The organism is Coprobacter fastidiosus (genome assembly GCF_030296935.1).
In the GTDB taxonomy this organism is placed as follows: Bacteria; Bacteroidota; Bacteroidia; order Bacteroidales; family Coprobacteraceae; genus Coprobacter; species Coprobacter fastidiosus.
In genome coordinates this window covers 1286164-1298516 of the sequence record NZ_AP028032.1, presented here as the reverse complement: position 1 = coordinate 1298516, position 12353 = coordinate 1286164, and the positions used below count along the sequence as shown (strand labels likewise).

Sequence of the window (12353 nt, the reverse complement as noted above, 5' to 3'; positions counted from 1 at the left end):
AAAAATGAGTTTTGTAATAGAAGAATCCTTTGTAAAAGGTAAGTCTTTAACCGGATTATGTGAAGACGGATGGGTTGCAACACCAGATTATGTTGTGGTGATTGATGGGGCGACTTCCAAGTCTGATTATAGGATAGATGGTATTACTACCGGAAGGAAGGCAATGGAAATTATTTCGGATGAGGTTCAGAGGTTACCTTCGGGAATTTCGGCATCAGAGTTTGTGAATATTATAAATGAACGCATTATTCGGTATTATAAAACAAATCATATTTTAGATCTTGTAGAGCAATTCCCTGAAACAAGATTAACTGCGAGTGTTGCTGTTTATTGTCATTCTCGAAATGAAGTTTGGCTTATCGGTGACTGCCAGTGTAAAATAGGGGAATGCTGTTTTAAGAATAATAAAAAGATAGATTCTATACTTTCTGAGCTAAGATCTTTTGTTTTGTGTTCGGCTTTGCGGGACGGATCTTCGATAAAGGAGTTACAGAAACGGGATATAGGCCGGGAGTTTATATATCCTATGTTGAAGAGACAGTATTTGTGGCAAAATAATTTAGATGATAATTCTGAGTATCGTTATATTGTATTAGACGGTTTTCCAGTCGATTATGCTTTAATCCGGATTATTCCGGTTGGTGACCGTTCTATTGTTTTGGCAACCGACGGTTATTTTGATCTGTATGGGACATTGCAGGAAACAGAACAGGCTCTTTGTCATCAAATAGAAACAGACCCTTTGTGTATAGGAATGGGCTGTGATAAAAATAACAAAAGTACGAAAGGCGTTCTTCCCGGAAATTGTTCTTTTGATGACCGGACTTATGTTCGTATTTCTTGTTTTTAAGAATCGTTTAACTTGTTATGGATAAATTTTTCTGCGGTTTTATTTCTTTGTGCTGAACAAAAGACCTTCTTTCCGTATACCTATTTGTATTCCCCAATTGTCTCCGAACAGAGTACCTTTATCAAATGCTCCCGATAATCGAAATGTCCAACCTTTAATTTTTTCAGGTCGGTAATTTATTTCTGCTAAAGCTGAAAATTCGTGTGTGATATGGGTAAAAGGTAAATATCCAGTACCCCAGCCTTGTTGATGCCCTGCTAAAATTTTGTATGAGAGCTCTGAAAATATGTATCCGTCTATCCCGGCGTGAAAAGCAAGACTTCTGGAACTTTTAAATCCGAGAAATCCGTCGGTATTATAACCGGGCGAAGCGATAAACGGTGTTCCCATCGTATGTCCTCTATGTGTCCACCCGTTGTATGCCATGTGTCCGTAATAAAAATCAGCTCCGCTTGTTTTTAGAGGCAATTCTTCTGTTTTATCGAATAAGAACGGACCGCTTTGATCTTTTGAATTCATTATTTCGAATACTGCACCGGTTATTAGTTTTTTCTTGATAGTTCTATATTCTATTCCCCATAATCCGTCCCATTTGTTTTTAAAGATCATGCCTGAATGATCATCAAAATAACGTTCATGATATAATTTTGCATGCCAGTTTTTTTTACGATAACCTATTTCTAAGAGATAACTGCCTAAGTGATTGCCTGTAACGTTTACCTGATCTATTAGTGGGGAATCATTACCTCCGGATAATGGTACGAATACTTTAAAAAAGCTTTTGATTCCTGATGGAAATTTGGTTACGGAAGTTTTGAAATTGGGGTTATCATATATTGTACCTCCAAATTGTGCTGCCATGTCTATTCCGATCGAACCGTAAAAAGGTTTTTCTTTTTCAAATTTTAATATTAGATATTTACGGTGATACAAAACATGTTTGCTGTAGGGTTTCCCTTCTCCTTTATGCTCTTTTTGATAAGCATCATCAACAAATATACCGTAAGAAATTTCTCCTTTAATTTGCATCCATCCATTTGTTCCCGGAAAATTGACAAAATGAGGTATTCCTACCGATACTTGTGGTATCGGACGGCTGTTCCCGGACCAAACCATACTTCCGCTACTCAGTTCTCTGTCACGCATCAGGGAGTATTGTTCTTTACTACCTATCATAAGTCCGAGACAACGATATTTTATTTCACCGTATAATTGTTGTAAATAGATTGTTGCATCGTTATTGTATGATCCGATAAGATCGATACCGAATCCGTATGAAAAACGTTTGTCATTATCGATTTTTTTGCTCACACCTGCTCTTAGATAACCGTTATTCGGGGTGAATGAAATTACACCTCCGCGATTATTCATTAAATAAAAAGGAGTAAATTCTCCATTTCCTGTAATTATATTTGTCTCTGCACTGTATTGGAGGGTGAATTGTGCATGAATAATGCTGTATATAGAGCCGAAGAAAACAAGGAGGAATAGTATAATTATTTTTTTTAGCATAAAGATCAGAATTTACGAAATGTGTAGATGGTGTCATTACAGGATAATATTAGTGCCGAATGATCTAATTTTTTGATTGCAAAGTTTTTTTCAGCGGTATGCCATCCATAATAAGGACTTTTTAGTGCATTTCCCATGTAAGATGGTGTTACTGTCATAAAAATAGAGTCTGTTTTTATGGTATAGATACCGTTTGTTTTTTCGGCACTAAAGTCATTTCCCTGTACTAATGTCGCCAATTCGAATATATTCAACTGAAAACTGTAAAATACCGAATCTGTCGATATTTGGCTGTTGTTGGGCATGTCGATGTGTCTTAATTGCCATTTTCCTCTGATAAGATTTTCGTTATCCTTATTGCAGCCGGAAAATAGTAATGTTAGAATAATGGTCGATAATGGCAGAAATTTTTTTATCATTATATTTCAAATTATTTTTTGTTTAGGATAAGCTGATATACCGAATCGACTTGTTCGGCGATATTATCCCAGTTATAAGAAGACAAATCGTACTTTCGGTCAAGCTGTATGTTCTCGATTTTATATTGTAACTTATTTTTTAAATCGGGAATCGAGCCGGTTTTGAAATAATCATCAAGAGTTAGTTCCGGTAACCGATTTGCCGGAATATCACTGACAAGCACATCTAAATCATAACTCATCGCCTCGAGAAGAGATATAGGCAAGCCCTCATGGAAAGAAGGAAGTATGAACAATGCTGCATTAGACATTATCTCATTCAGTTTTTCCCCTTTTATAAAACCTGTTAATATAACATGTTCTTCCAGAGCTTGTCGTTTCAGATTTTCTGAATATGCCGAAGGGTGGTCGGCATCTCCGGCGATTACCAGCTTATATTTATTTTGTTTCAATGCAGAGAATGCTCTTATTAGTAAATCGAAACCCTTTTCTTCGACAAATCTTCCCATTGCTAATATATATTTATGGGTAGTTAATCCTAACTGATCGATATAACAGGTTGATTGGGATTTTTTAGGGAGAGTTACACCGTTAAAAATCAAGTGAGTATCATTTCTACCATATTTCTCGCGAAGAATATTGTCGATTACACTGGAAATAACGATAATTTCATTTGCATATTTTGCACTCATTCGTTCTCCGGTGCGAAGCATCCATTTAGCTAGATGTCCCCATTTCTGGCGGTCATAGTCAGGACCATGGTGAGTCATGACTACTTTTAAACCTAATACTCGGGCAAAAGGTATTAACAATGAAGGCCCTATCGCATGAATGTGTAAGATGTCGGCATGTGATTTTTTTGCATATAGGATAGCCAAAAAGGTGTGAACGATGGCTTCCAGACTTTTTTTACGGGGAGCGTAAATGTCTTTTAAAGAGATTCCTTTATAATTATCTATTCGAATATTATCAGTAATATAACAGCTACGTCGTACAATAGTGATTGTATATTTGTTATTAGCAAGACGAGGATATAATTCTTCACAATGCGTCTCTACTCCCCCTAAAATATCAGGAATGCCTCTTGTCCCGGTAACAATGATTTTTATTTTTCTTTCAGATTTCATGGAAATATGCAGATAGACACACTAATATATAACGGAGAGAGGATCTATTTTCGTATATAATTTGTCGAATTTAAAGGAAGACCGATTATTTGCTTTTCTCCTTTAAATTCCCCTGTTCGGGATCTTGTCCTACATCATACCATTTTTTATCGATACATACGGGCTTTCCGGTCATAGATCTCCATTTATTTTTTAATACCCAGTGTATAGGATGTTGAATATATTTTTTCATTACAGGAGATGCAGTTCCCACCATCCAGCAATTTTTTGGACATTTGCGTACTAATTCTCTTACCCGTGCAGCCTGTTCGCTTTCCCAAATTTCTTTAAAATCGGTTACATTTCGAATGTTACCCATACTTTCCTGCCAATATTTTTCTTCAAGTCCATTACATGGATAAACTTCTCCATAGGGATCAACGAAAAAGTTTACTAATCCGGCTTCACAAGGTAACATACGGCGGTTTCCTTCAATGTAGTTGATAAGCCCCATATTGAAGAATGCTCTGAACCAAGATTTGGGGTGGGTTTCTTTCATTTGCATTTCAATTAAACGGGTAAAGTTGTCGATAACCTCGTTTGTATTGGTTATCACATTGTCGTGTTTGTGGAAATAATAAGAATTATGAAATGCCGCAGTGGCGAACTCCATTCCCAAATTTTTTGAGAGGCGGTATAAAGAGAGCATATCTTCGGAATTATTATTGGAAACAGTAATGCCGAAACCAATATCTTTTACTCCCATTTCTTTGAGGAGCATGAGTGTCCGTAATCCTTTATCGAAACCTCCGGCTCTTCCTCTTAATTCGTCATTTTTACATGATAGCCCCTCTATACTGATTCTGATACCTATGTTCGGGAATTTCTCGGCCAGTTTTATGACTCTATCTTCAAACCATCCGGATGTGGAAATCACTACCCGTGGAGATTTCCGAAACATTACCTCGACAATTTCTTCAAGATCTTCCCGTACAAATGGTTCACCTCCGGTGAGATTCACAAATTTTACTTTGGGGAGTTTTTCGAGCTCCTTTACTTGTATTTCTTTGCTTTTTTCTGTTGGATTCTGCCATATACTGCACATTTTACATTGCATCGGACACCTGTAAGTAGTGATGATGCACATATCTGTAGGGGATGAAATTGCCATATCGTCTGATTGTAAATCGTAATAAGGCACAAAAATAATAAAATAAGCGTTCTTTACAGAATGATTTGTGATGTTATTTTATTCCTTGCGATTTTTGATAAGTTTTGCAGGAACACCTCCGACAATGCTATATGCAGGAACATCTTTTGTTACGACACTACCGGCCGCGACGATCGCATGCTTGCCGATAGTAACACCGTCTAAAATCGTGCATTTAGCTCCTAACCATACTCCATCTTCAATAGTTATGCCCTTTCGGGTCGCACCTTGGTTCATAATATATTCGTCAGTATTGTCTGCATTATGATTTTCTGAAAATATAGATACTCCGGGACCCATGATAACGTAAGAGCCTATTCTTACATTCCCTCGTACTTGAATAAAACATGATTGAGAAATACCGACATTGTCACCTATTTCTATACCTTCTCCCAATTCTCTGATTACTCCGGTACATTCGATAATAGAATTTTTTAGAATAGTGACATTATTCCCTATTTTTACCCCGTTTTTTGATAGTGCATTAATCTCGACATTATCGCCTAAAGTCAGTGTTTTCCCAATAGTAATCAGATATTTATGGCGGAGTTTACAATGGCGTCCGGCAAATAATATTCCGGAAGATTTTTTTAGTCCGATTTTTTTTATCGATCCCCGTATAATGCAGGGTATTTTAGATAGCACCTCGATTATTAAACCTTTGCTGGTAAGATTCTTATCAAGTTTATAATCTTTTTTCCCGAGTTTATGGATTATATTTTCTATAAAGTGTTTCATTTATCCTATATATCTAAATGCAAAGATGGAGATATTCGTTATTTTTTCCAAAATTGCTATTCAGAATTTTTAGAAGAGAAATTATTTATCTAAAAATTTGAAAAATGTAATCTCTACTATAACGGTATGAATAAAAATTTATTTTATAGAAGGATGATTTTATATCGATATTATGTAGAGATATGTTCTTTAAATGCTCTGTCGGTATATATTGCAAAGATGAGTATAATAATTTTCTTCTGAGAATTGGGTTATAGCAGTTTGAGATATTTGTTCATAATCAAATTTTTTATTCTCGAATAGTTCGATAATACTTTTTCTCAATTCTTCTTTGTCAAATGGTTCGAATAGTATTCCGTTATTTTCCGTGATAAGTTCGGGAATTCCTCCGATTCGTGAGCCGATAACGGGAGTTCCCATACATAGCGATTCTATTATGCTTAGGGGATTATTCTCATACCATTCGGACGGAATTATTGAGGCTTTGGCCTTTCCTAATAGATCTGCTACTTCTTGAGTAGATAAGTGTCCTGTAAATGTTATTTTTTCTGAAGCATATTCTTTTTTTAGTGTTTCTAATAATGGGCCGTTTCCTGCAATTATGAGTTTATAAGGAAGATTATCGGCTATTTCGAGTAAAGTTTTGATTCCTTTTTCCTGTGAAATTCTTCCGATAAAGCAGTAGTGATTACTTCTTTCATTGGAGAAATTTTGTTTTATGAAATCGATTTTTTCTTTCTCGATAAAGTTGCATCGTGTTTTTATTTTGTTAGGAGAATAACCTCCTTTTATCATCATATCGGCCATAAATTGGCTAGGACAGATGAATGCTTCTATCCATTGTTCTAATTTTTCTTTTGACCAATATATAGATTCAATATATCCGAGTAAACTCGCTGTTAAGCTGTTTTTTAGACATCTGTTTATGACGACTTGTTTTTTGTCAGATAAACATTGTTGGCATATTTGATTTTTATTTAAACAAGCAGACGCTGGACATAATAGTTTATAATCATGCATAGTCCAGAATACTTTACAACCGTATGCCTTTGCTTGTTTGGCAACTATGGGAGACAGGTAAGAGTGAATATTATGTAGGTGAACAATATCCGGCTGAAAATCGAATAATAATTGATTGAATTTTGTTTTTATAGTATCTATACCAAATATCCGTTTTGCTGCATTTACTTTATTTTTAATGTTGCCTGAAAAGGATATTTCGTTAGGAAAATAAGGAGAATATTGAGACTCTATATTTTGTGAATGCTGCATACTGAATGTTGCGACATCATGTCCTTTGCTTTTCAGTAATTTTTCAAGGTTTAGGGTAACCATACAATCTCCACCACGAGGATAATAGAATTTATTAACTAAAAGTATGCGTTCTTTTTTTATCATATACCAGAAAACTATATTAAAATGGTTTGATTCTAGCAATAACGAAGATAGTATTTTTTTTGTAATGTATGTAATATGTTGGTAAGACTTTTTCCATATACTGATTAAAAATGTTTTTAAGAATAATAAGTGTTAAGAGTCTGTCGTCTAAATTTTGCTTAGGTTAGATTTGAGAGTTTCTTTCGTGGATATTTTTTGTTCTTATGAGGAGGATAGAGGGGGATTGGACGAGTGCAAATGGGAAAACAGACCGAGAGAAAATGCAAAAATGATCTGATAATATTTTCTTATCGGAAAATTTAGACAGATACTTGACAAGCTTTACAAATTTTTCTACTCTCATTAATTGAAAAGTTTGTAGATGACATTGTATATCTTAAATAAAAAAGGTATTTTTGTTTATACTTATAGTGAGTTCGGACGATTTTAAGCAAGTTTATTATACATGAAAGTTCTTATATTAAATTCAATTTTGTTTACGGCTGAAAATAATATTATTCCTAAAGTCAAGAGCATTAAAGATACGATGATTTATAATCTGTGTGTCGGATTCAAAAATTTAGGTCATGAGGTAACTCTTGCAGCAGCAGCAGATTACAAACCATCCGTTTTGGAGGAATATGAGTTTGATATATTGTTTTTTGAATCTGAATTGAAACAGATATTTTTACCAAGTGTATTACCTTTTTCTCTATCTTTGTATAAGTTTTTGAAGAATAATGCTAAAAATTTTGATTTTATTATTTCGAGTGAAATATTTGCCTTCCCTTCTCTCTTTGCATGTATGATTTGTCCTTCAAAAGTTTTTGTTTGGCAAGAACTTGGAGTACATAATCGAAAAATGAAAAAAATACCCTCTAAGGTTTGGTATAACATTATTGGACGGTTTTTTATGCGCAGATGTTTTGTCGTGCCTCGCTCTTATGCGGCTCGTTCTTTTATTTTAAATTATCATCGCAATACGTCAAATGAAATAATTGTGCATGGTATGAATTTTGATAATTTGAAATATAGTACGGATAAAGTTGATTATTTTATAACAGTAGGACAATTAATTTATAGAAAAAATATTGAGAGCATAATTCGAAAATTTGACCTCTTTTTAAAAAAATATAATCTTTTGCATTATCGCTTATATATAGCGGGGACAGGCATATTATATGAGGATCTTCGAGTTTTGGTAAAACAGTTGAATTTAGAAAATAGTGTAATTTTTTTAGGTCATTTGTCGCATGTAGAGCTAAATGAGTATCTTTCTCATGCGAAAGCAATATTATTAAATTCAAGGATGGAGTTGAATATGATAAGCTTGTCCGAATCGATTGCTGTTGCAACACCTGTGATTACCAATTTAGTACCTTATAGCAGCTATGATGTGATTCAGAATAAATTAGGTATAGCAAAGGATAATTGGAATGAACATGATATGATGGAGATCATTCGAAATAATAAGTACTATGTAGATAATTGTTTAATTTATAGAGAGCAATTATCGGTAGAAGCCGTAGCTGGTAAATTTATCGCTCTTTTCAATAAAAAGATGTCTGATAGAAATAATTAATTATAGATAGATTTTTATGTAATTTATGCGTTTTGAGGAGATTCTTCTATAAATGCACTTTTTATTATTAAAGCTAATATTATCATAGCGCATATACCACCTCCTTGTAAAAATACAGATCCGGCTACTGATTCGATCATAATAAAACCTATCATTAACAAACCGATTTTTAGGAATTGTACTTTCCCGTTTTCATTGTATGCTTGATATAATTTTTTAATGATAAATCTCCATAAAACGATGTATAGAATAATTCCTATAATACCGAACTGAACTAATTCGGGAAAGAATGTATCGGATATGAACCGGCAGTCTCCTTCAATAAGCCCGTAAACGTTATCGAGTCCGTATTTGCTGTATATATCGGAATATCCGATTTCTCCTGAAGCGTGAGTTGCATAGGAAGCTAATCCTGTCCCTAAAAAAGGATAATCTGATATTATAGAAGGTGTTACTGCATATAAAGCTGCTCTTGCTGCGGTTTCGGTAAATTCTTCTGTTTGGTCAATATCTGCTCCTATAAAATAATAATTGATTTTTCTCCATGCAACTAATATGATTACGGCAAATATAATTATACATAACAAGATATATTTTAGACGAATTTTTTTTAGCATTTCCGGCTTGAACCAGAAAAAAACAAAAATTGCTAAAACAAAGAATCCATAAAACTTTGAGCGAGTGCCGAATAGACCTATTGATAATAATAGTATGGTGAAAATCCTGTTTCTGGATGTGTCTTCGCTACATAGATAAAAGAGGGAGGCAATAATAGTCATGTTAATACCGGCATATGCTACGTGAAAGAATACGGTTTTAAGTTGTCCGAGAAGACAAACGGTTAACATAACGAAACTCAAAAACAGACAAATATTTCGTAGTATTTTTTTTTGCTTGACAGAAAATTTAGGTGCAATTGCGTATGTACAAAAAAATGCAATGAGAGGCTTTAACTGAATGACAAAGTCTGTAACTACGGCTTTAGGAGTATTAACTTTTAAGTTAAACAAACTGTGAAACAAGTATACGAAGAGAATTCCCAAGACAAGAAACAGACCCTTATAATTAGAGATTTTCTTAGTCGTGAGAATATGTATTCCGCTAAAGCATAGTAATAGAAATATTAGTAATTCATCTACAATTTCTATACCGAAAGTATTGTAGAAGTAAAAACCGAAAAGTAATGTAAATAGAAAAAAAACGTAATATGTCCTTGTAAGCGAAATCATATTTTTTGTGATTTCTGTGTCTGTCCGTAACCGTAGCCATAGCCTTGTTTTGCCGGAGTTCCATTAATGATTAATGCAACGTTTTTCAACTTATGTTCTGCTACAAGGTTATTTACATATTTGATATTGTCTTTGTGTGTGTAATTAGCTCTGCAAATGTAAACTGTTGCATCTGCTATCCGGGTAAGACTGAATGTGTCGGATACCATTCCTACCGGAGCTGAATCGACAACGATATAGTCATATTCTTTTTTTAATTCGGAGAATAATTCTTCAATCCGGTTACCTAATAATAATTCTGCTGGATTGGGGGGAATCGGGCCAGCAAGAATTACATCCATATTTTTTTGAATGGCATTTGGTATAATAATTTCTTGTAAAGAAAGATTATTGGAAGCTAAAAAGTTCGTTACGCCCTTTTTGTCGGTTTGTTGTATGTTTAAATATTCTTTTAATTTGGGGCTTCGTATATCCATTCCGATTAAAATTACTTTTTTCCCCAATAAAGCCAATGATGCTGCAAAGTTACTGCATATAAATGATTTGCCTTCACCGCTTACACTTGATGTAACTAAAATGACTTTTTCGTTTTGGTTGGTTAGTAAAAATTGTATATTGGTACGTATTAATCTGAATAATTCTGCTCCGGAACTGTATTGACCTTCTTTGACTATAATATGATCTTTAGACGTGTTGGTACACATTTCTCCAAGTATTGGTAAATTGGTTAATTTTTGGAGTTCTTCTTTTGTCGAGAATTTGGTTCGTGTTATATCTTTGAGATAGAGATATATGATAGGTAATATTAGTCCCAATGCAAGACCTATCAAAAGTAACATGGATTTGGATAGACTTACAGGTCTGTTTTGATTATAAGCCTGGTCGATGATTTGTCCTTTAGGAGTCTGGCTTGCCAAAGTCAATGCATTCTCTTCTTTTTTTTGTAATAAGAAGAGGAAAAGATTTTCTTTTATTACTTGTTGTCTTTTTATTGATATGAACTCTCTTTCTTGAGTCGGCATATTTTTAATTCTCGAAACAAAAGCATTTTCTTGTTTTTGCAAGTCATTCAATGTTATATTTATGCTGGATTTAGTCTCCTTAATAGAGTTTATAACATTATTTCTTGTTGCATCGATAACTTCATTCAGACTTTGTAAGGCAGGACTGTTTTCTTTTACCGAACGAAGTAGTTTTATTCGTTTTAATATCAATTCATTATAATCTTCAATCGGTGAAGAATTTTCTGATAATTTCGTATTAAAAGGAATTAATGAATACTTGTTGTCAGGGTTGTGCAAAAAAGATTCGATTAATTCTATAATTTGATATTGAGTCTCTGTCTCAATCAACTTTGACCTGAATTCTCCGGATTGTTCAAGAATGATTTTCACTTCCGATCCAATATCCGTGAGATTATTGGCTTTTTTATATGTTTCTATTTCTTCTTCTGCATTAGATAGTTCTTTTGTAAGAATATTGATTCTTTCGTCAAGAAAATTTGCCGTGTTAAGGGCTTCCTGTTTTTTTTCGATAAGGCCCTTGCTATTATATAAATTTATGATAGTATTGAGAAGGTCTTTTCCTTTTTGAATATTTGTTTCTTTTGTACTTAATCCTATAACATTCGCTTTTTTATCCGGTAAATATATATCTATATTTTGCTTTACATTTTCTGCAGCTTCATCGAATGGGGCTAAAGTAATTTCCATATTTAAACTTTTTCCTTCTTTAAAGTATTGAGTTTTATTGAAAATAAAATTCCCGTATACTGTAGATAAGGAAACCGGAAACTTGTCTGTTTTTTTGTATCCTATTTTTTTACGGCCTCTTTTGGCATCTACTGTTATAATCCCGTTTTTAGAGGCTTTTATTTTAAAGGTCAAACTTTTACTTAGTGTATCTTCTAATGTAGACGGCATATAAATATCAACAGGTTGGGTCTGATATATATTTACGGATCTTATAAAATCCCTATGAATTGTGTAAGTTTTATTCAATCCGAGTTTTTTTACTGCGTCATATAGCATTGAATGAGAAGATACGATAAATATTTCGTCTTCGACAATTCCCCCTCCGAGAGCACTTCCGAAAGAAAAACTTTTTAGAAGAGATGCTTGGGGATTTGATCCTTTTTCGTTGTCTTGACTAACCAAAAAGTTTGCATTTATTTGATATACGGGTTTATTGAGCTTGTAATATAAAAACGCTCCACCGGTACACGCTATTATACATATAGCAAAGATGTACCAATGTTTTATATAATTCTTAAAAAGAGAAACAACATCTATCTGATCATTGTTGTTTGAAGAATTTATATTTTCCATAAT

10 protein-coding genes are annotated in these 12353 nt (G+C 33.7%); 2 read left to right on the top strand and 8 right to left on the bottom strand.

Going from position 1 to position 12353, the window contains the following annotated elements:
* Positions 1–4: 4 nt before the first annotated feature.
* Positions 5–850 (top strand): hypothetical protein, encoded by an 846-nt coding sequence (locus QUE35_RS05210; RefSeq protein WP_147404865.1) that lies wholly within the window; start codon positions 5–7, stop codon positions 848–850.
* A gap of 39 nt (positions 851–889) precedes the next feature.
* Here QUE35_RS05210 and QUE35_RS05205 read toward each other — a convergent pair whose 3' ends face one another.
* From QUE35_RS05205 to QUE35_RS05180, 6 genes are all read right to left on the bottom strand, one after another.
* Complete coding sequence (locus QUE35_RS05205) at positions 890–2362, bottom strand: capsule assembly Wzi family protein (protein ID WP_022601882.1); 1473 nt, start codon at positions 2360–2362, stop codon at positions 890–892.
* 5 nt (positions 2363–2367) lie between these two features.
* Positions 2368–2781, bottom strand: a complete 414-nt coding sequence (locus QUE35_RS05200) for a lipocalin-like domain-containing protein (protein WP_022601880.1) — start codon at positions 2779–2781, stop codon at positions 2368–2370.
* Positions 2782–2792: 11 nt separating this feature from the next.
* Positions 2793–3908 carry a glycosyltransferase family 4 protein gene (locus tag QUE35_RS05195; RefSeq protein WP_022601878.1) on the bottom strand — a complete coding sequence of 372 codons (1116 nt, stop codon included), beginning with the start codon at positions 3906–3908 and terminating at the stop codon, positions 2793–2795.
* An 85-nt stretch (positions 3909–3993) separates the two neighbouring features.
* Entirely contained in the window at positions 3994–5058 is a 1065-nt protein-coding gene (locus QUE35_RS05190) for a radical SAM protein (protein ID WP_009319545.1), read from the bottom strand.
* A gap of 78 nt (positions 5059–5136) precedes the next feature.
* On the bottom strand, positions 5137–5334 hold the full coding sequence (locus tag QUE35_RS13740) for an acyltransferase (protein ID WP_416337132.1): 198 nt from the start codon (positions 5332–5334) through the stop codon (positions 5137–5139).
* A gap of 690 nt (positions 5335–6024) precedes the next feature.
* Positions 6025–7233 carry a glycosyltransferase gene (locus QUE35_RS05180; protein WP_022601873.1) on the bottom strand — a complete coding sequence of 403 codons (1209 nt, stop codon included), beginning with the start codon at positions 7231–7233 and terminating at the stop codon, positions 6025–6027.
* A 445-nt stretch (positions 7234–7678) separates the two neighbouring features.
* Here QUE35_RS05180 and QUE35_RS05175 point away from each other — a divergent pair, with 445 nt between their 5' ends.
* The gene (locus tag QUE35_RS05175; protein ID WP_022601871.1) at positions 7679–8794 is read left to right on the top strand and encodes a glycosyltransferase; all 1116 of its coding nucleotides are present in this window, start codon (positions 7679–7681) and stop codon (positions 8792–8794) included.
* Positions 8795–8817: 23 nt separating this feature from the next.
* On the opposite strand, the gene QUE35_RS05170 is transcribed toward QUE35_RS05175, so the two are convergent.
* Together QUE35_RS05170 and QUE35_RS05165 are read right to left on the bottom strand one after the other, a co-directional pair.
* Positions 8818–9573: an O-antigen ligase family protein gene (locus QUE35_RS05170; protein WP_244925455.1), complete on the bottom strand. Its 756-nt coding sequence runs from the start codon at positions 9571–9573 to the stop codon at positions 8818–8820.
* Positions 9574–10019: 446 nt separating this feature from the next.
* Positions 10020–12350, bottom strand: a complete 2331-nt coding sequence (locus QUE35_RS05165; protein WP_022601867.1) for a GumC family protein — start codon at positions 12348–12350, stop codon at positions 10020–10022.
* Positions 12351–12353: the final 3 nt, after the last annotated feature.

Bases quoted from the DNA above. Each gene is read 5' to 3' on its own strand.
- QUE35_RS05190 (WP_009319545.1), bottom strand. From the start codon at position 5,058: ATGGCAATTTCATCCCCTACAGATATGTGCATCATCACTACTTACAGG.
- QUE35_RS05210 (WP_147404865.1), top strand. From the start codon at position 5: ATGAGTTTTGTAATAGAAGAATCCTTTGTAAAAGGTAAGTCTTTAACC.
- QUE35_RS05205 (WP_022601882.1), bottom strand. From the start codon at position 2,362: ATGCTAAAAAAAATAATTATACTATTCCTCCTTGTTTTCTTCGGCTCT.
- QUE35_RS05165 (WP_022601867.1), bottom strand. From the start codon at position 12,350: ATGGAAAATATAAATTCTTCAAACAACAATGATCAGATAGATGTTGTT.
- QUE35_RS13740 (WP_416337132.1), bottom strand. From the start codon at position 5,334: ATGAACCAAGGTGCGACCCGAAAGGGCATAACTATTGAAGATGGAGTA.
- QUE35_RS05175 (WP_022601871.1), top strand. From the start codon at position 7,679: ATGAAAGTTCTTATATTAAATTCAATTTTGTTTACGGCTGAAAATAAT.
- QUE35_RS05180 (WP_022601873.1), bottom strand. From the start codon at position 7,233: ATGATAAAAAAAGAACGCATACTTTTAGTTAATAAATTCTATTATCCT.
- QUE35_RS05170 (WP_244925455.1), bottom strand. From the start codon at position 9,573: ATGACTATTATTGCCTCCCTCTTTTATCTATGTAGCGAAGACACATCC.
- QUE35_RS05195 (WP_022601878.1), bottom strand. From the start codon at position 3,908: ATGAAATCTGAAAGAAAAATAAAAATCATTGTTACCGGGACAAGAGGC.
- QUE35_RS05200 (WP_022601880.1), bottom strand. From the start codon at position 2,781: ATGATAAAAAAATTTCTGCCATTATCGACCATTATTCTAACATTACTA.